Annotated in this window: 22 protein-coding genes and 1 pseudogene; 6 read left to right on the forward strand and 17 right to left on the reverse strand. The window is 72.4% G+C overall.

What is annotated here, in order from left to right:
* The first annotated feature begins 9 nt into the window (after positions 1–9).
* Genes Air01nite_RS14395 through Air01nite_RS14420 form a run of 6 tightly spaced genes read left to right on the forward strand, consistent with a single transcriptional unit; the run spans position 10 to position 4,456 of the window.
* Entirely contained in the window at positions 10–681 is a 672-nt protein-coding gene (locus Air01nite_RS14395; RefSeq protein WP_203702711.1) for a glycosyltransferase family 2 protein, read from the forward strand.
* The gene (locus Air01nite_RS14400) at positions 678–1,331 is read left to right on the forward strand and encodes a TIGR04282 family arsenosugar biosynthesis glycosyltransferase (protein WP_203702712.1); all 654 of its coding nucleotides are present in this window, start codon (positions 678–680) and stop codon (positions 1,329–1,331) included. The genes Air01nite_RS14395 and Air01nite_RS14400 overlap by 4 nt, the downstream gene beginning before the upstream one ends.
* A complete protein-coding gene (locus Air01nite_RS14405; protein ID WP_203702714.1) occupies positions 1,328–1,951 on the forward strand; it encodes a class I SAM-dependent methyltransferase in 624 nt (207 codons plus the stop codon). Before Air01nite_RS14400 ends, Air01nite_RS14405 begins: the two co-directional genes overlap by 4 nt.
* Complete coding sequence (locus Air01nite_RS14410) at positions 1,948–3,009, forward strand: molybdopterin-dependent oxidoreductase (RefSeq protein WP_203702715.1); 1,062 nt, start codon at positions 1,948–1,950, stop codon at positions 3,007–3,009. The genes Air01nite_RS14405 and Air01nite_RS14410 overlap by 4 nt, the downstream gene beginning before the upstream one ends.
* Positions 3,006–3,413: a hypothetical protein gene (locus Air01nite_RS14415; protein ID WP_203702716.1), complete on the forward strand. Its 408-nt coding sequence runs from the start codon at positions 3,006–3,008 to the stop codon at positions 3,411–3,413. Before Air01nite_RS14410 ends, Air01nite_RS14415 begins: the two co-directional genes overlap by 4 nt.
* 23 nt (positions 3,414–3,436) lie before the next feature.
* Positions 3,437–4,456: a lactonase family protein gene (locus Air01nite_RS14420; RefSeq protein ID WP_203702718.1), complete on the forward strand. Its 1,020-nt coding sequence runs from the start codon at positions 3,437–3,439 to the stop codon at positions 4,454–4,456.
* A 27-nt stretch (positions 4,457–4,483) separates the two neighbouring features.
* Here the strand turns inward: Air01nite_RS14420 and Air01nite_RS41565 are convergent, their stop codons facing one another.
* From Air01nite_RS41565 to Air01nite_RS14505, 17 genes and pseudogenes are all read right to left on the reverse strand, one after another.
* Positions 4,484–5,026 (reverse strand): FAD-dependent oxidoreductase, encoded by a 543-nt coding sequence (locus Air01nite_RS41565; RefSeq protein WP_203702814.1) that lies wholly within the window; start codon positions 5,024–5,026, stop codon positions 4,484–4,486.
* Positions 4,950–5,636: pseudogene (locus Air01nite_RS41570) on the reverse strand (FAD-dependent oxidoreductase); the annotation flags it as partial. The pseudogene Air01nite_RS41570 and the gene Air01nite_RS41565, both read right to left, overlap by 77 nt.
* A gap of 51 nt (positions 5,637–5,687) precedes the next feature.
* Positions 5,688–6,560 carry an RNA polymerase sigma-70 factor gene (locus Air01nite_RS14435; RefSeq protein WP_203702721.1) on the reverse strand — a complete coding sequence of 291 codons (873 nt, stop codon included), beginning with the start codon at positions 6,558–6,560 and terminating at the stop codon, positions 5,688–5,690.
* A gap of 49 nt (positions 6,561–6,609) precedes the next feature.
* Positions 6,610–6,984, reverse strand: a complete 375-nt coding sequence (locus tag Air01nite_RS14440; protein WP_203702722.1) for a hypothetical protein — start codon at positions 6,982–6,984, stop codon at positions 6,610–6,612.
* Positions 6,985–7,069: 85 nt separating this feature from the next.
* A complete protein-coding gene (locus tag Air01nite_RS14445) occupies positions 7,070–7,834 on the reverse strand; it encodes a maleylpyruvate isomerase family mycothiol-dependent enzyme (RefSeq protein WP_239090715.1) in 765 nt (254 codons plus the stop codon).
* Between the two features lie 24 nt (positions 7,835–7,858).
* Entirely contained in the window at positions 7,859–9,088 is a 1,230-nt protein-coding gene (locus Air01nite_RS14450) for an EAL domain-containing protein (RefSeq protein ID WP_203702724.1), read from the reverse strand.
* A 91-nt stretch (positions 9,089–9,179) separates the two neighbouring features.
* On the reverse strand, positions 9,180–10,022 hold the full coding sequence (locus tag Air01nite_RS14455; protein ID WP_203702725.1) for a methylenetetrahydrofolate reductase: 843 nt from the start codon (positions 10,020–10,022) through the stop codon (positions 9,180–9,182).
* Positions 10,012–11,685, reverse strand: a complete 1,674-nt coding sequence (betA, locus tag Air01nite_RS14460; RefSeq protein ID WP_203702726.1) for a choline dehydrogenase — start codon at positions 11,683–11,685, stop codon at positions 10,012–10,014. Before betA ends, Air01nite_RS14455 begins: the two co-directional genes overlap by 11 nt.
* Positions 11,678–12,253: a sarcosine oxidase subunit gamma gene (locus Air01nite_RS14465; RefSeq protein ID WP_203702727.1), complete on the reverse strand. Its 576-nt coding sequence runs from the start codon at positions 12,251–12,253 to the stop codon at positions 11,678–11,680. The genes betA and Air01nite_RS14465 overlap by 8 nt, the downstream gene beginning before the upstream one ends.
* Entirely contained in the window at positions 12,246–15,098 is a 2,853-nt protein-coding gene (locus tag Air01nite_RS14470; RefSeq protein ID WP_203702728.1) for a 2Fe-2S iron-sulfur cluster-binding protein, read from the reverse strand. Before Air01nite_RS14470 ends, Air01nite_RS14465 begins: the two co-directional genes overlap by 8 nt.
* Positions 15,095–15,376 carry a sarcosine oxidase subunit delta gene (locus Air01nite_RS14475; RefSeq protein ID WP_203702729.1) on the reverse strand — a complete coding sequence of 94 codons (282 nt, stop codon included), beginning with the start codon at positions 15,374–15,376 and terminating at the stop codon, positions 15,095–15,097. Before Air01nite_RS14475 ends, Air01nite_RS14470 begins: the two co-directional genes overlap by 4 nt.
* Before the next feature lie 16 nt (positions 15,377–15,392).
* A complete protein-coding gene (locus tag Air01nite_RS14480; protein WP_203702730.1) occupies positions 15,393–16,595 on the reverse strand; it encodes a sarcosine oxidase subunit beta family protein in 1,203 nt (400 codons plus the stop codon).
* Positions 16,592–19,003 (reverse strand): GcvT family protein, encoded by a 2,412-nt coding sequence (locus tag Air01nite_RS14485; RefSeq protein WP_203702732.1) that lies wholly within the window; start codon positions 19,001–19,003, stop codon positions 16,592–16,594. The genes Air01nite_RS14480 and Air01nite_RS14485 overlap by 4 nt, the downstream gene beginning before the upstream one ends.
* Positions 19,004–19,013: 10 nt before the next feature.
* On the reverse strand, positions 19,014–19,976 hold the full coding sequence (locus Air01nite_RS14490) for an ABC transporter substrate-binding protein (RefSeq protein WP_203702733.1): 963 nt from the start codon (positions 19,974–19,976) through the stop codon (positions 19,014–19,016).
* Positions 19,973–21,997 (reverse strand): ABC transporter permease, encoded by a 2,025-nt coding sequence (locus tag Air01nite_RS14495; protein WP_203702734.1) that lies wholly within the window; start codon positions 21,995–21,997, stop codon positions 19,973–19,975. Before Air01nite_RS14495 ends, Air01nite_RS14490 begins: the two co-directional genes overlap by 4 nt.
* Positions 21,994–23,061, reverse strand: a complete 1,068-nt coding sequence (locus Air01nite_RS14500) for a quaternary amine ABC transporter ATP-binding protein (protein WP_203702735.1) — start codon at positions 23,059–23,061, stop codon at positions 21,994–21,996. The genes Air01nite_RS14495 and Air01nite_RS14500 overlap by 4 nt, the downstream gene beginning before the upstream one ends.
* Before the next feature lie 101 nt (positions 23,062–23,162).
* Positions 23,163–24,602: a trimethylamine methyltransferase family protein gene (locus Air01nite_RS14505; RefSeq protein WP_203702736.1), complete on the reverse strand. Its 1,440-nt coding sequence runs from the start codon at positions 24,600–24,602 to the stop codon at positions 23,163–23,165.
* Between the last annotated feature and the right edge of the window lie 44 nt (positions 24,603–24,646).

A 24,646-nucleotide genomic window follows, 5' to 3' on the forward strand; every position in this document is an offset into this window, starting at 1 on the left:
GTCCCCAGCATGGATCCCACGATCGACGTCGTGCTGCCGTGCCTCGACGAGGCCGCGGCCCTGCCCGGCGTGCTCGCCGCGCTGCCACCGGGTTTCCGTCCACTGGTCGTCGACAACGGGTCGGTGGACGGGTCCGCCGACGTCGCTCGCCGGCTCGGTGCCCGGGTCGCCGAGGAACCCCGGCGGGGCTACGGCGCGGCTGTGCACACCGGACTGTCGCTGTCGGACGCCGAGGTCGTCTGCCAGGTCGACGCCGACGGATCGTTCGACACCGCCGATCTGCCCAGGCTGGTGGCGCCGCTGCTGGACGGCCGGGCCGACCTGGTCGTCGGTCGCCGCTGCCCGACGACCGCCACCGCCTGGCCGTGGCACGCCCGCGCCGGCAACGCCGTCGTCGCCGCGCTGTTGCGGCGCCGTGGCGTGCCGGTGCGGGACGTCAGCCCGATCCGTGCCGCGCGGCGGGCCGCGTTGGTCGAGCTCGGCGTGGCGGACCGGGCCTTCGGCTACCCGCTGGAGCTGCTGCTGCGCGCCGCGGCCGCGGGCTGGCGGATCGTCGAACTGGACGTGGCGTACGCGCCGCGGGCCGCCGGCACGCGGTCGAAGGTCTCCGGCTCCGTGCGCGGAACCCTGCGCGCGACCCGGGACTTCGGCCGGCTCCTGCACGCGGGCGTGCCGCGATGACCGCCGTGCTGGTGGTGGCCAAAGCACCGGTGCCGGGGCTGGCCAAGACCAGGTTGTGCCCGCCGGCCACGCCGCGCCAGGCCGCCGAGGTCGCCCACGCCGCGCTGGTGGGGACGGCGAACACCGTCCGCGCGGTCGCGGCGACGCCCGTTCTGGCACACACCGGCCGCTTCGCGGACGCCGTCGGCGCCCGCGCCCTCCGGCGCGCCTTCACCGGCTGGCGCCGCCTGCCACAGCGCGGCGCGGGCCTGGCCGAGCGGCTCGCCAACGCGCACGCCGACCTCGCCGCGGCGCTGCCCGGCCACGCGGTCGTGCAGATCGGCATGGACACACCTCAGGTGACCGCCGCGCTGCTCGACGAGGCGCTGCGCCGGCTCGACGACGCCGACGCGGTGCTGGGACCGGCGGCGGACGGCGGATGGTGGGCGATCGGCTTTCGCGACCCGCGCCACGCGGCGGCGTTGCGCGCCGTGCCGATGTCGACCGCCGCCACCGCCGACCACACCCGGGCCGCTCTCGTGTCGCGCGGCCTACGGATCGCGGAACTGCCGGTGCTGACGGACGTCGACGACTGGCCGGCCGCCCGCGCCGTCGCCGCGCTCATCCCGGCGAGCCGGTTCGCCCGCGTCGTCAACGAAGTCGCCGCATGACAGCGGTGGCGTTCGAGCCGGCACTGCGCCGCCGCACCGGCCATTGGCTGGTGCATGGCGACGGCCGGCGTCGCCGCCTGCCCGTCGGCCGCTGGCACGGCGACCTGGAACCCGCACTCGTCCCGGTGTTGGCCCGGTGCGCCGGCCCGACGATCGACCTGGGCTGCGGCCCGGGCCGGGTGGCGGCGGCCCTCGCCCGCCGCGGCGTGGCCACGCTCGGCGTCGACATCTCCGCGCACGCCGTCCGCCTGACTCGGTCTCGCGGAGTGGCGGCGGTGCGGGGCGACGTCCTCGACCCGCTGCCCGGTGAAGGAAACTGGGCGCACGCACTGCTGCTCGACGGCAACGTCGGCATCGGCGGCGACCCGGCAGCATTGCTGCGCCGCTGTGGCCGGCTCGTCCGCGGCGGCGGAACCGTCATCGTCGAGTGCGAGCCGCCGGGCGCCGGCGTCTGGCGCGGCGAGGCACGACTGCTGCGCGGGAAGCGGTCCGGCCCGGCATTCCGCTGGGCGCGGGTCGGCGTCGATGCCACGGCCGCGCTCGCCGCGGACGCCGGCCTGCACACCGGGCGGCCCTTGGCGGCAGGACGGCGCTGGTTCGTCGAAATGCGGCGGCCATGAGAGCGCCGGCACCGCATGCCGCGAGCCGCCTCGGACTCTGGCTGGCGGTGGCGTTCGGCGTCTGTTTCGTCACCGGCCTGCTCAGCCACGCGATCCAGCATCCGCCGGCGTGGTTCTGGTGGCCGAGCCGACCGGTCCAGCTCTATCGCGTCAACCAGGGCCTGCACGTGCTGTCCGGTGTGGCCGCCGTTCCCCTGCTGCTGGCCAAGCTGTGGACCGTCTACCCGCGACTGTTCCTCCGCCCGCCGCGCGCGTTCGGCCCGCTCGTCCGCCACGCCGCCGAGCGGGTCGCCACGCTGGTCCTCGTCTGCTCCGCGTTCTTCGAGCTGGTCACCGGGCTCTTCAACGTGGCGCAGTCGTACCCCTGGCGGTTCTTCTTCCCGGCCGCGCACTACGCCGTGGCCTGGCTGGCGGTCGGCGCCATCGGCGTTCATGTCGCCATCAAGCTTCCGGTCGCCCGGTCGGCACGCCCGGATCCGGAGCGCCGCGCGTTCCTGCGCTCGGCCGGCGTGACGGCCGCGGCGGCGCTGGTCGCCACCGCCGGTGTCACCGTGCCGTGGCTGCGGTCGGTCTCACCGCTGGCCTGGCGCGCCGGCCCCGGCCCGCAGGGCGTGCCGGTCAACCGCACGGCCGCCGCCGCGCACATCACCGTCCCCGACGACTGGCACCTCGACGTCCGCTGGGCGGGCGGCAGCGCCACGATGTCGCTGGCGACACTGCACGCGCTCCGCCAACGGACGGCCCGGTTGCCGATCGCCTGCGTCGAGGGGTGGAGCGCCGACGCCGACTGGACCGGCGTACCCCTGCGCGACCTGTTGGGCGCGGTCGGCGCGCCCACCGACCGGCCCGTCCGGGTCTCCTCTTTGGAGAAGGCCGGCCTGTACGCGAGCAGCGTCCTGCCCCGCCCGCACGCCCGTGACCCGCTCACGCTGCTCGCGCTGCGGCTCAACGGCGAGACCCTCAGCCCCGACCACGGCTTTCCCTGCCGGATCATCGCGCCGAACCGGCCCGGGGTCCTCCAGACGAAATGGGTCACGCTCATCGAGGTGCTGCCGTGATCCGGCTTGCGTTCCTGGTGGCCGGCGTCGGCGCGCTGGGCTACGGCTGCTGGCTGCTCGTGCCCCAGCTCACGACCACGGTGCCGTGGCTGATCGCCGGGCCAATCGTCCACGACCTCGTGGTGGCGCCGCTCCTCGCCGGCGTCGGACTGATCCTCACCCGCGCGCGGGTCGGCGCGGCCGTCCGGACGGCGCTCATGGTCACCGCGACCCTCGCGCTGATCGCCGTGCCGCTGGTGTGGCGCCCGTCAGCGGCGCCGGACAACCCCGGCCTGCAGAACCGCGACTACCCGCGCGACCTCGCGCTCTGGCTCACCGCTCTCTGGGCCGCGCTCGCCGTGTCCTGGCTGCTGCGACGGAGACGCCGTGTGGGACCTCCGACGGCGGGTACGCGCAACGAGTAGCCGTCATTCAGGGGAGATCGGACATGCGTAGCGATTCAGCACCAAAGGCCGTGTACGTCCAGAGCAACGAGCAGGCAGGCAACCAACTCCTGGCGTTCCGATGCGGGCCCGACGGTGCGCTGTCGAGCACCGACTCCGTGCCCACGGGTGGGTCGGGTGACGGCACCGCCCATCTCCCGTCACAAGGCTCCTTGACGGTGACCGGTGACGGGCGCGCCGTGTTGGTCACCAACGCCGGCAGCGGAGACGTGTCTGCTTTCGCCGTCGACGGCCACCGGCTGGGAACGACGGCGAGCGGGTCGATTCCCAGGAGTGTCACCGAGCACGACGGCCTCGTGTACGTGCTCAACACCGGTGACCCGTCGGTCTGCGGTTTCCGGCTGGGTGCCGGCGGCCTGGAGCCGATCGCGGGGTCGACCCGGGCGCTGGACGAGGGATCCGATCCGGCGCAGGTCGGCTTCAGCCCGGACGGGTCGGCGCTGGTCGTCACCGAGCGGATGGCGAACGCGATCGTCAGCTACCCGGTGGGCGCCGACGGGCAGCTTGGCGAGCCGCACAGCCGGTCGTCGTCCGGGCAGACGCCGTACGGGTTCGCGTTCACCGACGACGGCACGCTGATGGTCGTCGAGGCGTTCGGTGCCGCGAAGGGCAAGGCCGCCACCTCGTCGTACGCCACCGCCGGTAGCGACGTCACCCCCGTCTCGGCGTCGGTGCCGAACGGTCGCAGCGAGATCTGCTGGGCGGTCGTGTCCGCCGACAACCGGTTCCTCTACACCACGAACTTCGCCGACAGCGGCGTTTCGCGGTACGCGATCGGCGACGACGGCAGCCTGACGCTCGACGACGCCGCGGCCGGGGTCGGCATCGACGGCCACACCGGCCTGCGGGACGAGGACCTGACCGCCGACGGCCATTTCCTGTACGCGTTGGACGCGGACTCCCACCAGGTCTTCGGCTGGTCGGTGGCCGACAACGGGTCGTTGTCGGCGATCGGATCGTGGGGCCGGCTGCCCGACACCGCGGCCGGACTCGCCGCGACCTGATCGCCGGCCGGCCGCACACCGGCCGCGTCAGCCCTGCCTGGCGCCGGCCACGACGATCGCGGGATAGCGGAGGTTGTACCAGCCGGCGGCGCGGAGCACGGCGTTCTTGAGCAGCGCCACCGGGCGGCCGGTGCGGACGGTCCCGCGCGGCCTGCCGTCGAGGTCGGTGGGTTGCAGGATGCCGTCGTGCCGGCCGAGACTGATGCACAGGGCATCGCCCTTGACCCGCAACGGTTTGGGGGTGCGGCCGGAAAGCCGCGCGGTGATCGCATGGAACGCGCACGCGGCGGCGAGGCCCCCAGGCCCGCAGCCCATCCGCAGCACCTGCCCGTCCTGGGTGTGCGCGGCCGCCGCGTCGCCGATGCCGTAGACGTCCGGGTGCGACTGCGAGCGCAGGGTTCCGTCGACCAGCATGCGCCCTCGCTGGTCCACCGCGAGCCCGGCCTCGCGCGCCAGGTCCGGGACGGTGAAGCCGGCGGTCCACGCGACCGCGTCAGCGGCGATCCGGTCGCCGCCGTCGAGGAGCAGGCCGTCGGCGTCGACCTTGGCGACCTTGGCGTGCTCCCGCACCTGGATGCCCAGGCGGTCCAGGGGCGCGGTGCAGGTGGTCCCGGCCGCGGTCGGACAGCGTTTCGCCGAGGGCTCCGCCGGTGACCAGCCGGACGGTCCGGTCGGGGTAGGTCTCGGCCAGCGCGGTGGCCGTCTCCAGGCCGGTGGGTCCGGCTCCGACGACGGCGACCGCGCCGGCGGTGCGCATCTTGTCGCGGAGCCGCGCCGCCTCCTCGGCCACGGCGACGGCGTACGCGTGCGCGGTCGCCCCGGGCACCCCACCGAGGTCGGCGTGGCTGCCCAGGGCGTACACCAGGAGGTCGTATCCGATCGGTTCGGCGTCCCGGGCGAGATCCACCTGCCGTTGCCAGGGGTCGACGCGGGTGACCTGGTCGACGACCAGCCGCACGCCGGTGCGGGCGAACAGTTCGCGCAGCGTCGTGTGGCGCGGCTCGTGCCCGGTGGCCACCTGGTGGTTGCGCATCCGTTCGACGAACCGGTCACGGTTGTTGACCACCGTCACGCTGGCGTCGGTGCGTTTGGCGAGCAGTTTGGCCGCCGCGACGCCGGTGTAGCCGGCGCCGAGGACCACGATGCGTGGTGTCGCTGTCATGATCACTCTCCCTCGGTCGTTCGTCGTCGATTGAACGGCGGAGGGACGCGATTCGTGACAGCGCGGGGATCACATCCTCTGCTTGGCGAGGAAGGCGAGCTTGTCCGGGTTGGCGATGGTGTGGATGGTGCTGATGCGGTCGCCGTCGAACTCGACGACGGTGACCCCTGACAGCGCGCCGTCGAGGTGCACCAGCAGTGCGGATGCGCCGTTGACCACGTCCGGCGTCATCCGGATCCGCGGCGCGTACCTGGTGAACGCGAGCAGGTGACGCAGGACGGCCGTGCGCCCGGCCACCGGGTGCCGGACCGCGGGCGCCTTGCCGCCACCGTCGGCCCAGGCGACCACGTCGTCGGCCAGCAGCCGCTCGAGCGCCGGCACGTCGCCGGTCAGCGTGGCGTCGAGAAATCGCTCGAGGAGCTGACGGTGCTGCTCGGGCGGCGCCGTGAAACGCTTGTGTGCCGCGGCGACATGCTGCCGCGACCGGCGGTACAGCTGCCGGACGTGTGGCTCGGTCACGTCCAGGATGTCCGCGATCTCGCGGTGGCTGTGTCCGAAGGCCTCCCGGAGCACGAACACCGCGCGTTCCGGTGGCGTGAGCCGCTCGAGCAGCACGAGCATGCCCAGGGACACCGACTCGCGCTGCTGCACGGTCTCCAGCGGGTCGAGCGCGCCGGCACCGGTCGCGACGGGCTCGGGCAGCCACGGCCCGACGTAGGCCTCCCGCCGCGCGCGGGCGGAGGTGAGCCGGTCCAGGCACAGGTTGGTGACCACTTTGGTCAGCCAGGCCTCCGGCGAGACCGCCCATTCGGCGCGTTCCCAGCGCAGGTAGGCGTCCTGGACGACGTCCTCGGCCTCGGACGCCTCGCCGAGCAACCGGTAGGCCACCGAGAACAGGCGCCGACGGTTGGCTTCGAACCGCTCCAGCCGTTCATCGGTCATTCCCACGACCAGCCCCCCGGGACTCGGATCGCCGACCAGCCTACGTGCCTCAGCCCGGACGGCACGCCCCGCAGAGCATGGCGACGATCGTCGTCGGCGTGCGGACGTCGGCGGCGAGTGCGCGGGTGACGTCGAGCCAGAACGGGTTGGCCGGTGGGCGGCCGCACAGGTCGCAGCTCATCCTGGTGACCGGGGCGAGTTGGCGTGCACAGGACCCGCAGTACAAGCCGCCCGGCAGCCAGGTCAGCCAGTAGCGGGCCGGCGGCGCCGGGTTGCCGAGGTGGATGCAGCGGGCGACCCGGCCGGTGGTGCTCCGCTCACGCCAGGCGTGCAGCAGCGCCGTGCGGGCATCGGCCGATGCCGGCGCGGGCGGTCGCCGCTCCGGTGGGCCGGCAGGCAGGCGTTCTGGCAGGTCACGGGTCATTGCGTCCTCACGCGACCGGCGAGTGCGGTCTCGTGAGAAAAACTACCGCTGTTAGTCGGTCCGCCGGCATCGGCCACCCGGCTTTCTACTCGTCCGGGTCCCACGCGATGAGTCGGTCGAGGTGCCGGCGGTCGCCGTCGACCTTCATGGACTCCACCGGCAACCGGCCGTAGAAGAAGAGGACCAACTCACTTGCCGTGCCCTGTGCCGAGGCGCCGGCGGTGGTGGCGGGCTCTGAGACGCGCGCGGTCCGGGCGCCGTCGGCGGAGAGCCACAGTCGCCACGAACGACCCTCGGCGTCGTGGTAGTCGACGGTGGCGGGCTCGTGCGGCCAGGGCGTCGTCGTGGCGACGCAGGTCGACAGGAACTCGTCGACGCCGTCGAGTGCCACCTCCTCCGGCAGCGGCTGCGGGTCGCCCAGCGTGACCTGGGCGTCGTAGGTGTGCACCGCGAGCTCCTGGAGTTGGTGCCGGGCGACGGCACCGGCGGTCTGCGGCGACTGCGACGTGTCCCACCACGTCCAGCAACCGCGATCCGGCCCGGCCGACCGCAGCGCGTCCAGGAGGTGCTGCGTCGCGGCCGCCAACCAGGCCAGCAGGGCCGCGCGCTCCTGGGGTGCGACCACCTCCGGCGCGGGCGGGGGAGCGGCGGCCGGCCCTGCGGCGACGATGCGGGCCCACTTGTGGCGCCCCTCGCCCAGGTGCCGCGCCAGGTCGAACAGCGTCCACTCGGGACAGGTCGGCACCCGCGCGTCGAGGCTGGGCGCGGCGGCCACGGCGGCGCGGAAGGCGGTCGACCGTTCGTCGATCAGTCGCAACAGCTCGGAGAAGTCCACGCGGCTGTCTACCACAGCGGCCCCATGGAGATCATTTCATTAATGCGCGAGCCTGTTGACCAGGGTGAGCATCGCCTCGATGACGCGTTCGGGGTCGTAGCAGGTGCCGGCGTCCAGCGCGCCGCTGCCGTTGCGCCGGGCGAACGCGGCGCGGCCGTAGCGGCTGCCGAGGAACAGGACCGTGCGTTCCTGTGCGAGGGGGTCGGCGGTGTCGAGGGGGATGCCACGGATGCGGCCGCCGAGATTCTCGGGCACGGCGGTGCCGAGGACGAAGACGTCGATGCCCCGGTTGGTCAGGTAGGTGTGGCGGATGCGTGCCTCGTCGTCGTACTCGCCGTCACCCACGTTGACCGCGAGGATCGCCGGGTCGCTGGTCTCGGTGGCCTGGTTCTCGATGTGCCCGGCCATCGACCCGAACAGCTCCTCCGATGTGGAGTGCACGTCGGAGGTCTCGGCGAGCAGTTCGAACGGCGTGGTCCGGGAGACGTGGCGGGGTCGCACCCGAGCCAGGTGGTGCTCCGACGGGCGGACGCCGTGCGGCAGCGGCCCGGGCCGGCCGAACAGCCACCCCTGGCCAAGGCTCGCACCCAACGAGCGGGCGACCGCGATCTGTTCGCGGGTCTCGATGCCCTCCGCGAGGATCTGCGCGCCCCGCCGGTGTGCCTCGTCGAGGACCGCGTTGACGACCTGGGAGACGGCCCAGGACGACGGCGACCGGCTCTGGATGATCGACCGGTCGATCTTGATGATGTCCGGGTTGATCAGCGGCATCGCCGCCAGGCTGCCGGGGTCGGCGCCGATGTCGTCGAGAGCGATCCGCGCGGTCCGGTTGCGGGCGTCGAGGACGGCGTCGAGCAGCCGCGCGGGCTGGCGCATCACCGACTGCTCGGTGATCTCGAGGACCACCTCCCGTTCCCGGGTGATCTCCAGGTACGCCTCGACGACGTTGTCCGGCGGATCGGTCGCCAGGGTGTCCGGGTTCAGGTTGACGAACAGGGCCATGCCGGGGACGTCGGCCTCCCGGAACCGCTCGCTGGCCGTGGCGGCGCACAGCCAGTCCAACTCCGCCGACCGTCCGGCTCGGGCCGCTGCCGCGAACAGGTCGGACGCCGTGTGGAAACGGCCCTTCGGGCCCCTGGCCAGCGCCTCGTAACCGACGGGCCGCTCGTCCGCCAGCGAGACGACAGGCTGGAACACCGGCTCGATCAACCGTCCCGTGAGAACCGCGTCGAAGTCGGCATCGGCCGCGTACCGGACATCCTCTCCCAAGGCCACCCCCGTCCCGTAGGACCAGCTTTCCATTTCCGCGCAGCACAAACGCCGCTCTTTCGTGATCGGTGAGGCGCGTGGGGCTGCCGGGTCAGCGGTGGTAGCGGGCGAGCAGGTCCTGGCGCCACCGCTCGGTCTCGGCGAGCTGGTTGAAGGTGAAGATGTGCAGGCCGGTCAGACTCACGTCGGGCGACCGCAGCGCCCGCACGACGTTGCGCAGCAGGGCTTCCGGCGCGTACCCGCCCGGCACCGCAAGGCGGGCGAACCAGGACGGGTGACGGGCGAGGAACCGGGTCGACTCGCCGACTCCGATCTTCGTGGCGACGGTGAGGAGCTTCGCCCGGTCGGCCGGGCCGGCGAGCCCGAGAAACAACGGCAGCGCCACCTGACGGCGGCGGACCCGGACCGCCCAGCGCGCGACGACGCGCGGATCGAAGCAGAGATTGCTCACGATGTACGTCGCGTGCCGGCGCTTGTCCCACATCGACTGGATGGTCACGTCGTCCTCGATCGACGGGTGGCTCTCCGGATAGCCGGTGATGCCGACCCGCGGGAACGGGTTGCCCAACTCGCTGAGCTGGGCGAGCACCGGCAGCGCGGCGTCGTACGGGCCGACCGGCGGATCGGCGTCGCCGGCCGGCACGAACACGTCCTCGACGCCGGCGCGGACCAGCCGTTCCACGACCCGCGCGAGCTCCGCCTCGCCCGCGATCAGCCGGGCGGCGACGTGCGGGACGACCCGGTACCCGGCGGCGGCGAGCCGCTCCGTCAGGTCCAGCGTCGGCTCGAGTCCCTTGACGGGCGAGGCGGTCACGGTCACCGTGACGTTCCGCGGCACCGACTCCAGGACCCGGTCCTCGACCGTCGCCGTCGGGATCACCTCGTAGCGGACGGTCGACAGGAGTCGCGTCAGCGTTTCCCGGTCATCGCGCATCCGCTGCCCGGCCCACAGGTCGATGCCGATAGAAGTCCGTCACCGACGGTGGCGCCGGCGTGGCGCCGAGGACGAGGTCGGCGCTCTTCTCCGCCAGCATCATCACCGGCGCGTAGATGTTGCCGTTCGTGACGTACCGCATGGCCGACGCGTCGACCACCCGCAGCCCGGTCAGGCCGTGCACCCTCATGCTGCCCGGGTCGACCACCGAGCCCTCGTCGGTGCCCATCCGGCACGTGCACGACGGGTGCAGGGCCGTCTCGGCGTCCCGGCCCACCCAGTCCAGGATCTGCTCGTCGGTCTCGACCGCGGGGCCCGGCGAGATCTCGCCGCCGGAGAACGGCGCGAACGCCGGCTGGCCGAGGATGTTCCGAGTGACCCGGATGGCCTCGACCCACTCGCGCCGGTCCTGCTCGGTCGACAGGTAGTTGAACCGCAGCGCGGGATGAACGCGCGGGTCCGTGCTCTTGATCTTCACCGAGCCGCGCGCGTCGGAGTACATCGGTCCGATGTGGACCTGGTAGCCGTGTCCGCCGGCGGGCGCCGACCCGTCGTACCGCACGGCGATCGGCAGGAAGTGGAACATCAGGTTCGGGTACGCGACGTCCTCGTTGCTGCGGACGAAACCACCGCCCTCGAAATGGTTCGTGGCGCCCGGTCCCGTCCGGCCGAACAGCCATTTGGCCCCGATCACCGGTCGGTGCCGCCACCGCAGGTACGGCTGCACCGACACCGGCTGGGTGCACGCGTGCTGCACGTACACCTCGAGATGGTCCTGCAGGTTCTCGCCGACGCCCGGCAGGTCCGCGACCACGTCGATGCCGAGGGCGGTCAGCTCGTCGGCGCGGCCGACGCCGGACAGCTGCAGCAGTTGGGGCGAGTTGATGGCGCCGCCGCAGAGGATCACCTCACCCGCGCGGACCTGACGGACCGGTCCCGAGCCGTGCCGGTACTCGACGCCGACCGCCCTCGTGCCCTCGAAGAGCACGCGGGTGACGAGCACGCGGGTGCGCACCGACAGGTTGCGCCGTCGCATCGCCGGCCGCAGGTAGGCACGCGCCGCCGAGAGCCGCCGTCCACGGTGGATGTTGCGGTCGAACGCGGCGAAGCCCTCCTGCCGGTAGCCGTTGACGTCGTCGGTCAGCGGATAGCCGGCCTCCTGGACCGCCGCGAAGAAGGCCTGGAAGAGCGGGCTGGTCGCCGGGCCGCGCTCCAGCACGAGCGGACCGCCGTGGCCACGGAACGCGTCGTCCGCCTCGGCCGCCAGACAGTCCTCCATGCGCCGGAAGTACGGCAGGCAGTGCGCGTAGTCCCACGCCGCCATGCCCGGGTCGGCCGCCCACCGCTCGTAGTCGAGCGGGTTCCCGCGCTGGAAGATCATCCCGTTGATGCTGCTGGACCCGCCGAGCACCTTCCCCCGTGCGTGGTAGATCCGCCGGTCGTTCAGGTGTGGCTCCGGCTCGGACGAGTAACCCCAGTCGTAGAACCGGCTCCCGATGGGAAACGTCAGGGCGGCCGGCATGTGGATGAACACGTCCCACGGATAGTCCGGCCGGCCCGCCTCCAGCACCAGCACCCGGTTGGCCGGGTCCGCCGACAGCCGGTTGGCCAGCACGCTGCCCGCGGACCCGCCGCCCACGATGACAAAATCCACGTCACTCATCGATCCGCCTCACGTATTCGACGGCCGCGTCCAACAGCCACCGGGCCAGGTAGTCGGCGTACGACGCGCGGACGAAGACCCGGTAGGTCGCGGTCGCGGTCTGGTGCAGGATCACCTGCGCCTTGGCCAGGTGCGTCTGTGCGCACGAGCCCGGCCCGAAGGCGCGCGGGTGCAGGTCGATCGCGCATCCGTGCGCCAGCACGTCGCGCGCGAACGGCCCGGTCAGCTCCAGCACGGTGCGCGCGGCGGAGACGTCCACGGCGGGCAGCCCGGCCATGGCCGACTCCAGCGTCGTGCCGGGTTCGTCGACGACCAGGTACCAGCCGGGTCCGCACCACAGCGCGTAGCGCGGCCCGGTGCCGACCGCGCGCCCGGCCGTCGGCCACGCGGCGGCCAGCAGCGGGCCGGCGAACAAGGCGGCACCGAGCCGGGCCATCGCCGGTTCGGCCGGATCCGCGCGGACCTCGTAGGAGCTCAGGTACGGCAGTTCCCGCATAAAGCCGGTTGCCGCCAACTCGCCGGCCAGGTGGGCCAACGGGCTGCGGCGCTGTGCGAGCAGGTCAGCCATCGCGGCGTGCTCCCTCGGCGTCGTAGAAGACCGGCTCGGTCACCACGACCGGGTGCGCCTGGCCGCCGTCGACCGCCTGCAACGTCTCGCCGCGGTGGGTCAGGCCCCCGGCGACCAGCGCGAGCGCGAACGACCGGCCCAGGGCCGCGCTGCGGTAGCTGGACGTGACGTGACCGAGCATCGGGACCGGTGTGGGGGCGTCGGCGTCCACTACCAGTTGCGCGCCCTCCGCGAGGACGACCGAGGGGTCCGCCGGCAGCAGGCCGACGAGCCGCTTGCGGTCATTGCGGGCGGTGTCGGGGCGCGCCAGCGACCGCCCGCCGATGAAAGGCTTGACGGTGGACACCGCCCAGCCCAGCCCGGCGTCGTGCGGCGTGACCGTGCCGTCGGTGTCCTGGCCCGCGACGATGAAGCCCTTCTCGGCCCGCAGGACGTGCATGGTCTCGGTGCCGTACGGCGTGATCCCGGCCGGCCGCCCGGCTTCGGCCACCGCGTCCCAGAGCGCCAGCCCGTACCAGGCCGGCACGTTGATCTCGTAGCTCAGCTCGCCGGTGAAGCTGATCCGGAACACCCGCGCCGGAATGCCGGCGACGGTCGCGTCCCGGACCGTCAGGAACGGGAACGCCTCGGCCGATACGTCCAGCGACGGCGCGAGCCGGCGCAGCACCTCGCGCGAGCCCGGTCCGACGACCGCGACCGCCGCCCACTGGTCGGTCACGGACGTGGCGGACACGCGCAGGTCCGGCCACTCCGTCTGCAGCCACTCGTCGAGCCAGTCCAGCACCGCCGCGGCGTTTCCGGTTGTCGTGGTCATGTGGTACCGGTCGGGCGCGAGGCGGGCGGTGACGCCGTCGTCGAAGACCATCCCGTCGGCGCGGCACATCACCCCGTAGCGGCACTGCCCGACCCGCAGCGTCGAGAACCTGTTGGTGTAGACGCGGTCGAGGAACTCGCCGACGTCCGGGCCGCGCAGGTCGATCTTGCCCAGGGTGGACACGTCCATCATCGCGACGCCCTCGCGGGCCGCCCGGCACTCGCGCAGCACGGCCTGGTCCAGGTCCTCGCCGGGCGCGGGGTAGTACCACGGCCGCTTCCACTGCCCGACGTTCTCGAAGACCGCGCCGTCGGCCTCGTGCCGCTCGTGCATCGGCGTCCGCCGCTCGGGGTCGAGCAGGCGGCCGCGGTCCCGGCCGGCGAGCAGGGCAAACGAGATCGGTGCGTACGGTGGCCGGTAGGTGGTCGTGCCGACCGCACCGACCGGCAGGCCGAGCAGCCCGGCCAGGACACCGACCGTGGTCACCCCGGTGGTCCGCCCCTGGTCCGCCGCCGTGCCCGCCGTGGTGAACCGCTTGACGTGCTCGCTCGCGCGCATCCCGGCGCCGACCGCGCGGCGCACGTCGCGCAGCGTCGCGTCGCGCTGCAGGTCGACGAAGATCGTCTCGGGTGGAGAGTCGGCGCGCGCGGTGATCCAGCAGGCCGCCGGCGCACCGGCACTGGCCACCGAGTCGGTGGCGGGCGGCAGCGGTTCCTCGCCGCCGCCGCCGTGGGTCGCGGCGGCCGCCTGCCAGCCGGCCTCCGCGCCCTCGGCCAGCGCGTCGGCCAGGTCGAAGGTCCCCGCGGCCGCTCCGACACACGCGACCGCCGGCAGGGGATCGCCGGGCACGAACGCCGCGTGGTCGTCCGACCAGCGGGGCCGACCGCCCGCCTGGCTGTAGAGGTGCACGGCCGGATTCCAGCCACCGGAGGTGGCCAGCAGGTCGCACGCGATCCGGCGGGCCTGTCCGTCCCCGTCGACCGGCGCCACCCACGCCGCCGTGAGCACACCGTCGGCGTCGGCGTCCGTGCCCACCACGCCGTGACCGGCCGCCACGACGACGCCTCGATCCCGCAGTGCGCGGTGGGCCTGGCCACCGGCGAGGTGCCGGGCGTCGAGCACCGCGGCCAGTTCCACGCCCGCGTCCACCAGGTCGACCGCCGCCCAGAGCGCGCCGTCGTGCGCGCCGGCCACGACCGCCCGCCGTCCCGGCAGCACGCCGTAGCGCCAGGCATACCCGGCCGCCGCCGCGGCCAGCATGACGCCCGGGCGGTCGTTGTCCGGGAACAGGATCGGCCGCTCGTGGGCGCCCGTGGCCAGCACGACCTGCCCGGCCCGGATGTGCCAGAGCCGTTGCCGGGCCACGTGCGCGGGGGCGGCGGGCCCGAGATGCTCGGTCCGGCGCTGCACGGCCACCAGGAAGTTGCCGTCGTACGCGCCGGTCACGGTCGTGCGGGGGAGCACCCGGACCTCCGGCAGGCCGGCCAACCGGGCGCGCAGGTCCGTGACCCAGTCCATGGCGGGGCGGCCGTCCAGGTGGGCACGGCCGCCGAGCAGGTCGCCACCGGGCTCCGGCCGCTCGTCCGCGAGGATCACCCGCGCGCCGGTGACCCCGGCGGCGTGCGCGGCGGCCAGCCCGGCCGGGCCGGCGCCGACCACGAGCACGTCGCAGTGCGCCCACGTCTTGTCGTAGCGGCTGTCGTCCGGTTCCTCGCCCAGCGAGCCCTTGCCGGCCAGCGACCGCGCGACCAGGCCGTCGTAGACCTCGAGTTGGGTGGCCCGCACCATCGGCTCGCCGGGCCCGGAGTCGACCTGGACGAACGCGTTGGGCTCCTCGGCGCCGATGCCGTACGTGCCGCGCGGGCGACCGGTGTACGGGCCGCGCGCGACGACCCGGACCCCGTTGGCGAGCAGCGCCGAGCTGAGCGTGTCGCCGGGATGCGCCTCGTACGCCCGGCCCTCGAAGTGGAACGTGAGGGTCCGGCTCCGGTCGATCCGGCCGCCGGCCGCGCGGCGGAAGGGCTGGCTCACGACGGAACTCCCGGCGGTTGCGTGAACGGTGCGTACACCGCCGCGAACTCGTAGGTCACGGTGTGCCGGACGGCGTTGAACCACCGGCGGCAGCCCGCGGAATGGAACCAGCGCTCGGCGAACCAGCCTTTCGGGTTGTCCCGCATGAACAGGTATCCCGCCCACTCGGCGTCCGAGCACGCCGCCGGGTCCGCCGGGTAGGCCACGTGCGCCTGCCCGCCGTACCGGAACTCGGTCTCGTCGCGCGGACCGCACCAGGGGCACGGAACACTCAGCATCGCGACCTCCCTCCCCTCAGTGCGCGACCGCGGCCGCGCCGTGCTCGTCGACGAGCGCACCGGTCGTGAAGCGGTCCAATGTGAACGGTGCGGCCAGCGGATGCGGGCGGCCGTGCGCGATGGTGTCCGCGTAGACCCAGCCCGCGCCGGGGGTGGCTTTGAAGCCGCCCGTGCCCCAACCGCAGTTGACGAACACGTTCTCGACCGGCGTCAGGCCGAGCACCGGCGACGCGTCCGGCGAGACGTCGACGATCCCGGCCCAGGTGCGCAGCACGTGCGCTCTGGCGAAGATGGGGAACAGCTCCACGGCCGCGGCCAACTGGCTCTCGATGACGTGGAACGAGCCACGTTGCCCGTACCCGTTGTACGCGTCGATCCCGGCACCCATCACCAGCTCGCCTTTGTGCGCCTGGCTGACGTAGACGTGGACCGCGTTGGACATGACGACCGTGTCCAGCACCTGCTCCAGCAGCTCGGAGACCAGCGCCTGGAGCGGATGGCTGGCCAGCGGCAGCCGGAACCCCAGCTCCTGGGCCAGCACCGACGTGTGACCGGCCGCGCAGAGCGCCACGCGACCCGCCTCGATGGCGCCGCGGCTCGTCTCCACCGCGGTGACCCGGTCGCCGGCACGGCGGAAGCCCGTGACCTCGCAGTTCTGGATCAGGTGGACGCCGAGGTCGTGCGCGGCGCGGGCGTAGGCCCAGGCGACGTGGTCGTGCTTGGCGATACCGGCGCGCGGCTGGAAGGTGGCACCCAGGACGGGATACCGCAGCTCCTGGGACGTGTTGATGATCGGCACGAGCTTCTTCACCTCCGCCGGGGTGAGCCACTCGGCGTCCACGCCGTTGAGGCGGTTGGCGTTCACCCGGCGGACGCTCTCCCGCACGTCGGGCAGGCTGTGCGCGAGGTTCAGCACGCCGCGCTGGCTGAACAGGATGTCGTAGTCCAGCTCGTCGGAGAGCCCCTCCCACAGCTTGAGCGAGTGCTCGTAGATGGCCGCGCTCTCGTCCCACAGGTAGTTGGACCGGATGATCGTGGTGTTGCGGGCCATGTTGCCGCCGGCCAGCCACCCGCGCTCGAGCACGGCCACGTCGGTGATCCCGTGGTTGCGCGCCAGGTAGTAGGCGGTGGCCAGGCCGTGCCCGCCGGCGCCGATCACGACGACGTCATATCCACGCTTGGGCTCGGGGTCGGCCCAGAGGAAGTCCGGATGCGTCACGCGCGCAGCCGTTCCATGCGTGGGTCGAACAGCGGATCGGCGGCGACGGTGGCCGGGACGCGCCGGTCGAAGTAGCCGATGTCCACGGTCTGGCCGGGTGTGGCCAGCTCCGCCGGCAGCCAGGCGTAGGCGATCCCGGTGCCGACGGTGTAGCCGTAGGCCGCGCTCGTGACGTGCCCGACGCAGTCGGCGCCGGCGTACACGGGTTCCTTGCCCATGACGACCTCGGGCAGCGTCAGGCAGGTCAGCCGGCGCGCCGGCGCGGTGCGCCCGAGCAGCGCCTCCCGGCCGAGGAAGTCGCCCTTGTCGAGCTTCACCGCGAAACCCAGGCCGGCCTCGTACGGGTCGTGTTCGTAGGTCATGTCCGTGCCGAACAAGCGGTACCCCTTCTCCAGTCGCAGGCTGGTGAACGCACCGCGCCCGCCGGCGACGACGCCGAGCGACTGCCCGGCCGACCACAGCGTGTCCCAGAGCTTGAGGCCGAGATCGGCCGTGGTGTAGAGCTCGTAGCCGAGTTCTCCCACATAGGACAGCCGCAGCGCGGTGACCGGCACGACACCGACGTGTGCCCGCCGGGCCCGGAAGTAGCGGAAGCCCTCGTTGGAGAAGTCGTCGGTGGTCAGCGACTGCACCAGGTCGCGGGCCCGCGGCCCCCAGACGCCGACGCAGCACGTGCCGGCGGTCGTGTCCCGGACGGCGACCGACCCGTCGGCGGGCAGGTGCCGCACGAACCAGTCCACGTCGAGCGGGCCGTTGATGCCGACCTGGAACTCCCGCTCTCCGAGCCGGGCCACCGTGACGTCGCTGCGGATCCCGCCGTCCACGTCGAGCAGCAGGCAGTAGGTGACCGTGCCGACCGGCCGGTCCACGTTCCCGGTCGTGAGCCACCTCAGATAGGCCTCGGCTCCCGGTCCCGTCACCGAGACGCGCTTGAGCGGGGTCATGTCGTACAGGGCCACCGCTTCCCGGGTCGCGATTGCCTCGGCGCCCACGATCGGCGACCAGTACCGCGCCGCCCACGGATTCGGCGCCGGGATGTCGCGACCGGCCAGGAGCGCGGCGTTGCGCCCGAACCACTGTGGCCGTTCCCAGCCCGCGTACTCGAGGAAGTAGGCGTCCAGCTCCCGCTGCCGCGCGTAGAACGGGGTCGTCCGCATCGGCCGGGGCTCTTCCATCGGCTGCAGCGGGTGGATGACGTCGTACACCTCGACGTAGTTCTGGCAGTCCCGGGCGAGCACGTAGTCGGGTGCGAGCTGATGGTCCTCGAACCGGTTGAGGTCACACTCGTGCAGGTCGAACGACGAGCAGTGGCCGTCGACGAGCCACTCGGCGACGGCCCGCGCCACGCCCGCCGAGTGCGTGACCCAGACCGCCTCCGCGAACCAGAAGCCGTCCACCTCGGGGGACGGCCCCAGCAGCGGCATGTTGTCGGTGGTGAACGAGAAAAGCCCGTTCATGCCCTCCTCGACCTTGGCCTCCCGGAGCGCCGGCAGCAGGTCCTGCGCGGCGGCCCAGCCCGGCTCGAAGTCGTCGGCGGTGAACGGCAGCACGGACGGCATCGGGTCGGCGACGGCGACCGGTGCGATGTCGTCGACCGCCACCGGCATCGGCCGGTGGCCGTAGTAGCCGACGCCGATGCGGTCGAACCGCTCGCGCAGGTAGAGGTCGGCGTCCTGGTGCCGCAGGATCGGCCGGCCCGCCTCCGCCGGCGCTCCGGCGAGCGCCCGCAGCGAACCGGTCCAACCGAGCTGGTGGGCCAGCGGCGTCAGCGGCAGGCTCAGGCCCACCATCCGGGCTATCCGTGGCCCCCAGATCCCGGCGCAGCAGACGACGATGTCGGCGGGCAGCTCGCCGTGATCGGTGACGACACCGCTGACCCGGCCGCCCGTCACCCGGATGTCCACCACCTCGTGGCGATCCAGGATCCGGACGCCTCGCTCCCGGGCGCGGGCCAGCTGTGCCTCGACCGCGCCGACCGCGTCGGCGAACCCGTCGCCCGGCACGTGGAGGCCGCCGAGGACGGTGTCCGGATCGAGCAGGGAGTGCCGGCGCACGCACTCGGCGGGGTCGAGCACCCGCCCGTCGCCGCCCCACGCCGTCAACCAGCCGTGCCGGCGGTGCAGGTCGGCCAGGCGCGCCTCGCTCGTCGCGACCTCGAGGCTGCCGACCGTCGAGAAGTGACCCAGGCTGGTCAGCTTGTCGATGGTGTAGCGGGCGAACCTCGTCATCACCTTCGCGGAGTTGGTCTGGAACACCAGGCCGGGCGCGTGCGAGCTCGACCCGCCCGGCCTGGGCAGGGCACCCTGCTCGACCACCGTGACGTCGGTCCAGCCGAGGGCCGACAGCTCGTCGGCGAGCGCGGCACCGACCACGCCGGCGCCGATGATGACGACCCGCGGCTTCGCCATGGACCCTCCCTCAGTTCTTGAGCCAGGCCTGCCAGACGTCGCGGTTGGCGTCGACCCACTTCTTGGCCGCGTCGTCGTCGGAGAGCTTGTTGACGGCGATGTCCAGGGCCACCGAGTTCTGGTGGTCGTTCGTCCACTGGAAGTTCTTCACCAGTGCGGCCGCGGGGCTGCCCGAGTCGGCGAACTTCTTGCTCACGATCTTGTCGAGGTCGTAGGGGGCGTAGTCACAGGCCACCTTCGCCGGATCCGCGTCACAACCCGCCGTGTACGGGGGCAGGTTGACGTGGACCAGCTTCACCTCGTTGAGGAACCACTGCGGCTCGTAGAAGTAGCCGATCATCCACTGCTTCTGCTGCTCGGCCGTGCGGAACGCCTGGATCAGCGCGGTCTCGCTGCCGGCGTACACCACTTTGAAGTCGAGCTTGAGGTTTTTGACCAGCGCCTCGTCGTTCGTGACGAACGAGGGGTCGCCGAGGAGCAGCTGGCCCTTTCCGCCGGACTCCGAGGTCTTGAACTTGTCCGCGTACTTGTTGAGGTTGTTCCAGTCGGTGATGTCCGGGTACTCCTGCGCCAGCCACGGCGGCACGTACCAGCCGATGATGCCCTTGTTGCCGGTCGACCCGTACTCGACGGCCACGCCCTGCTGTTCGATGTAGGTCTTCTTGAGGTCGTCGTGACCCCAGTTCTCCAGGACCACGTCCACCGCACCGGTGCCGAAGCCCTGCCACGACACCTCTTCGGTGAGGTTCTTCTTGTTGACCGTGCAGCCCAGCTCGTTGGTGGCGAGGTAGGCGATGACGGCCGCGTCGGCCTGGTAGCCGACCCACGGGTTGACCGCGATGTTCACCGTGCCGCAGGCCGCGCGGCTGGTCGTACCCGACGGGGTGTCTTCGATCTTGGAACCGCAGGCGGTCAACGCGAGTGCGCCGACCGTCAGAACCGCTACGAACCTGCCTATGACGACATTGCTCACGAATCCTTCCCCTTTCTCAGCCCTCGATGTGCCGCGCCGGCGTCGAGCCGCCGGGCGGCTGCCTGAGTGGTGCGGTCGAGCAGCACGCCGAGCAGCACGACCGCCAGGCCGGCCGCCAGGCCCTTGCCGTAGAGGTCGGACTGGGAGAACCCGGCGACGACGAGATAGCCGAGCGCGCCGGCGCCGACGAGGCCGCCGACCACCACCATCGACAGGACGTAGATCAGGCCCTGGTTGGCGGCGAGGGTCACCGACTGGCGTGCCAGCGGAAGCTGGACCTTGGTGATGACCTGCCAGGCGCTCGAACCGGACGAGACGGCCGCCTCCACGACCGTGGCCGGCACACCCCGGATCCCGTCCGCGACGAGCTTGATGGCGACGGGCGCGGCGAACACGACGGCCGCCACGATGGCGGTGAACCGGCTGGCGCCGAACAGGCCGAGGAACGGCACGAGGTAGACGAACGCCGGCATCACCTGTGCGGCGTCGAGGGTCGGGCGGATCAGCCCGTCCGCCCGGTCGCTGCGGCCCATCCAGACGCCGACCACGACGCCCAGCGCCATCACGATGACGGTGGCGACCAGGGTGGCGGCCAGCGTGACCATGGCCTCCTGCCACAGGCCGCTGCCGACGAGCAGGCCCAGGCACACCGCGGCGGTCGGCACGATCCGGGGGCCGGCGACGATCCAGGCGATGGCCAGCACCACGGCCGACACGAGGTACCAGGGCGAGTCCGCGATGAGGGACTGCAGCGGGTTCAGCAGCCCGTAGCTGATCGCGTTGCGGACGGCGTCGGTGACCGCGCCGAGATTGAGCTGCACCCAGTCGCTGGCCCGGGTCACCCCGTCGGCGACCTCGCCGCCGACGGCACCGCCGCGCTCCGGACCGGGGAAGAACGCGGCCCAGACATAGGTGTACGAGAGATAGAGCGCGACCGCGGTCAGCACGCCGAGCCCGGCCAGCACCACGCGGCGCCGGCCGCGGGCCCGCGGACCCATGCGGTACTGCGTCTCCACCCGGTCCCGCGCGGCGGTGGTGACCCGGTCGAGGACGATCGCCATGATGACGATCGCCAGGCCGGCGCTGAACGCGGTGCCGACGTCGAGGGTCTGCAGCGCGCGCAGGACGACCTGCCCGAGCCCGGGCGCGTCGATGAGGGCGGCGATCGTGACCATCGACAGGGCGCACATGACCGTCTGGTTGATGCCCAGCACGATCGTGCGCTTGGCCAGCGGCACGCGGACCGACCGCAGCAGTTGCCACCTCGTCGCGCCCAGCGAGGTGCCCGCCTCGACCGACGAGGGTGCCACGCTGCGGATGCCGTGCGCGGTGATGCGGATGACCGGCGGCATCGCGTAGATGAGCGTCGCGATCACACCGGAGGCGGGGCCGATCAGGAAGAACAGGGTCAGCGGTGCGAGGTAGACGAACGTCGGCATCGTCTGCATGAAGTCCAGGACCGGCGTGAGCACGCGGTTCAACCGGTCGGACAGGCCCGCCCAGATCCCGAGCGGGATCCCGATCGCGAGGCAGATGAGCACCGCGGCCAGCGTCAACGCGAGCGTGTCCATGCTCTGTTGCCAGAAGCCGAGCAGGCCGAACGACGTGAACCCGGCCGCGGTCAGCGCGGCGACGCGCAGGTTGCCCACGGCGTACGCGCCGAACGTGGCCACCGCGACGACGCCCAGCCAGCCGATCAGCGGCACCGGCCGGCCGTACGCCGGTTGGCTGATCAGCGACTGCAGGAACACGGTCAGCGCGTCGACGGACTCGCGGATCACGTCGAAGAACGCGCTGAACACCGGGCTGCTGCCCCGGGTGTTGTTGATGGCGTCGCGCAGGTCGTTGAGCCGCTCGTGCAGCGGACTCAGCTCCGATGTGGACAGCGCCAGCGTGTCCCGCCCGCGCAGCGGGATCCACAACAGCACCCAGACCGCGACCACGCCGCCGACCAGCCAGCCGCGGGTCAGCCCGCCGGCACGGCGGCGAACCGAGGCGGCGGTCCCAGCCAGGGCGGTCATTGTTCCTCGGCCACGATCACGCGCAGGATGGCTTCGTCGTCGACCATGCCGACCAGTTCGCCGTCGTGGACGACCTTGACCGGCGCACTCGACGACAGGACCGCCCGGACGGCGTCCCGGACGACGACGTCGGCGCCCAGCTCCGGCCCGTCGAGCGGGTCGTCGTCGCGGACCGGACGCATCACCCAGCGGATGGTCAGCACGTGCGACTTGGGCACGTCGGCGACGAAGTCCCGCACGTAGTCGTCGGCGGGGGCGCCGACCACCTCGTCCGGTCGCCCGATCTGGACGGCCGCGCCGTCGCGCATGATCAGGATGCGGTCGCCCAGGCGCAGCGCCTCGTGCAGGTCGTGGGTAATGAAGATCATCGTCTTGCCGACCTCGTGGTGCAGGCGCAGCACCTCGTTCTGCATGTCCCGGCGGATCAGCGGGTCGAGCGCGGAGAACGGCTCGTCGAAGAACAGGATCCGCGGGTCGACGGCGAGCGCCCGGCCCAGGCCCACCCGCTGCTGCATGCCGCCGGAGAGCTGGTCGGGAAAGTGGTCGGCGTGCCCGGTCAGGCCGACCAGGTCGAGCACCTCGCCGGCGCGCCGGTAGCGCTCGGTCCTGGACACACCGCGGATCTCCAGCCCGTACGCGATGTTGTCGAGCACCCGCCGGTGCGGCAGCAACCCGAAGTGCTGGAACACCATGGCGAACCGGTGCCGGCGCAGGTCGCGCAGCCGCTTCGCGTCGGCGCCGCGGAGATCCTCACCCTCGACCAGCACGGTCCCGGAGGTCGGCTCGACGAGCCGGGTCAGGCACCGCACGAGGGTCGACTTGCCGGAGCCGGACAGGCCCATCACCACGAACACCTCGGTGGGCGCCACCGTGAACGAGATGTCGCGGACGGCCGCCACGCAACCGGTCTGCGCCATCAGGTCGGCGCGCGACAGATCGGCGAGGGGAGTGCCGACGACCCGGTCGGCCCGCGGCCCGAACACCTTCCACAGGTCGGTGACAGCGAGCGCCGGCTCGCCGACCCCGGCGGGCACCCGTTCGGCGCTGATCAAGGGCTCTGGCATGGGTGCCTCGATGTCTGCCGCAGTCCGGTGTGGTCTGTCCTTGCTGCTGAGTCCTGATATTTCGCGACAGTATCCGCACGGGCGTCGACGCCCGTCAAGGTTCAGTCGCCGAGCTCCTTGCGCCGCCGGACGACGTACTCGTCGAGTTCCGCACGGATCGCGTCGTCCAGCGGTGGCTGCTCGTAGTCGTCGAGCTGCTTGCGATAGATCTCGCCCGCCCTGGCCGCCGCGTCCTGGCCGCCGGTGCGCATCCACCGCTCGTAGTTGGCCGACGACGAGAGCAGCGGGCGGTAGAAGCAGGTGCGGAACCGCTCCATCGTGTGTGCCGCCCCGAGGAAGTGACCGCCGTGCCCCACCTCCTCGTGCGCGTCGAACGCCAGCGAGGCCTCGTCGATCTCCAACGGCGTGAACTCCACCTGGAGCATGCGCAGGATCTCGACGTCGACCACGAACTTCTCGTAGCTGGCCACCAGGCCGCCCTCGAGCCAGCCCGCCGCGTGCATGACCCAGTTGGTGCCGGCGAGGAACGTCGGCAACATCGTCATCATCGCCTCGTAGGCCGACTGCGCATCGGCCGACTGGCTGGAGGTCAGGCCGCCGCCCGTCCGGAACGGGAGGCCGAAATGGCGCGCGATCTGACCCGTGCAGAGCAGACCCACCGCCGACTCCGGCGTGCCGAAGCAGGGTGAGCCGGACTGCATGTCGATGTTGGACAGGAACGAGCCGAAGATGACCGGCGACCCGGCCCGGACGAGCTGCGACAGCGCGATCCCGGTCAGTGCCTCGGCCATCTGCTGCACGAGCGTCGCCGGCACCGACACCGGCGACATCGCGCCCATGAGCAGGAACGGCGTGATCACGACGGCCTGGTTGGCGGCGCTGTATTCGAGCTGGGCGTCGAGCATCCGGTCGTCCCAGCGCAGCGGTGAGTTGCAGTTGATGAGCGAGATCGTCGCGGGCGTACGCTCGATCGCCTCCCGCCCGCCGAACAGGATCTCGGTCATCGCGATGGTGTCGCGGGCGTTGCCCCCGGACACGACGTTGCCCATGTAGATCTTGTCGGTCAGGGTCTGCAAGGCGTGCACCATGTCGAGGTGGCGCGAGTCGAGCGGCGCGTCGTTGGGCTCGCAGATCACCCCACCCGCCGAGTCGAGCTGCGGGAACCGCTGCGCGAGCATGGTGAACCGCCGGAAGTCGTCCATCGTCGCGTCCCGGCGCACCTGACCGTCGCGGACGAACGGCGGACCGTAGACCGCCCCGAAGGCCATGTGGTCGCCGCCGATGTGCACGGAGTTGGCGGGGTTGCGCGCCTGCACGTCGAACTCGCGGGGCGCCTTGGCCACCTGCTCCAGGACGAAGTCGGGATCGAACCGGACCAGGTTGCCCTCGACGGTCTGCCCGGCGGCCCGGAACAGGTCGAGGGCCCGGTCGGAGACGAACTCCACGCCGATCTCGCTGACCAGCCGCCGCCAGCCCTTGTCCAGCACGGCCATCGCGTCCGCGGACAGGATCTCGTATCGCGGCATCGTGTTGACGAACATCCAGCCTCCCTTGACGCGATGGTCGCCAAGATTTTACTCTCGTC

Origin of the sequence: Asanoa iriomotensis, from assembly GCF_016862515.1 — a bacterium.
Classification (GTDB): domain Bacteria; phylum Actinomycetota; class Actinomycetes; order Mycobacteriales; family Micromonosporaceae; genus Asanoa; species Asanoa iriomotensis.

Coding starts and splice junctions, on each gene's coding strand:
- Air01nite_RS14395 (WP_203702711.1), top strand. CDS start 10: ATGGATCCCACGATCGACGTCGTGCTGCCGTGCCTCGACGAGGCCGCG.
- Air01nite_RS14400 (WP_203702712.1), top strand. CDS start 678: ATGACCGCCGTGCTGGTGGTGGCCAAAGCACCGGTGCCGGGGCTGGCC.
- Air01nite_RS14405 (WP_203702714.1), top strand. CDS start 1,328: ATGACAGCGGTGGCGTTCGAGCCGGCACTGCGCCGCCGCACCGGCCAT.
- Air01nite_RS14410 (WP_203702715.1), top strand. CDS start 1,948: ATGAGAGCGCCGGCACCGCATGCCGCGAGCCGCCTCGGACTCTGGCTG.
- Air01nite_RS14420 (WP_203702718.1), top strand. CDS start 3,437: ATGCGTAGCGATTCAGCACCAAAGGCCGTGTACGTCCAGAGCAACGAG.
- Air01nite_RS14435 (WP_203702721.1), bottom strand. CDS start 6,560: ATGACCGATGAACGGCTGGAGCGGTTCGAAGCCAACCGTCGGCGCCTG.
- Air01nite_RS14440 (WP_203702722.1), bottom strand. CDS start 6,984: ATGACCCGTGACCTGCCAGAACGCCTGCCTGCCGGCCCACCGGAGCGG.
- Air01nite_RS14455 (WP_203702725.1), bottom strand. CDS start 10,022: ATGCGCGATGACCGGGAAACGCTGACGCGACTCCTGTCGACCGTCCGC.
- betA (WP_203702726.1), bottom strand. CDS start 11,685: ATGAGTGACGTGGATTTTGTCATCGTGGGCGGCGGGTCCGCGGGCAGC.
- Air01nite_RS14465 (WP_203702727.1), bottom strand. CDS start 12,253: ATGGCTGACCTGCTCGCACAGCGCCGCAGCCCGTTGGCCCACCTGGCC.
- Air01nite_RS14475 (WP_203702729.1), bottom strand. CDS start 15,376: ATGCTGAGTGTTCCGTGCCCCTGGTGCGGTCCGCGCGACGAGACCGAG.
- Air01nite_RS14485 (WP_203702732.1), bottom strand. CDS start 19,003: ATGGCGAAGCCGCGGGTCGTCATCATCGGCGCCGGCGTGGTCGGTGCC.
- Air01nite_RS14495 (WP_203702734.1), bottom strand. CDS start 21,997: ATGACCGCCCTGGCTGGGACCGCCGCCTCGGTTCGCCGCCGTGCCGGC.
- Air01nite_RS14500 (WP_203702735.1), bottom strand. CDS start 23,061: ATGCCAGAGCCCTTGATCAGCGCCGAACGGGTGCCCGCCGGGGTCGGC.
- Air01nite_RS14505 (WP_203702736.1), bottom strand. CDS start 24,602: ATGTTCGTCAACACGATGCCGCGATACGAGATCCTGTCCGCGGACGCG.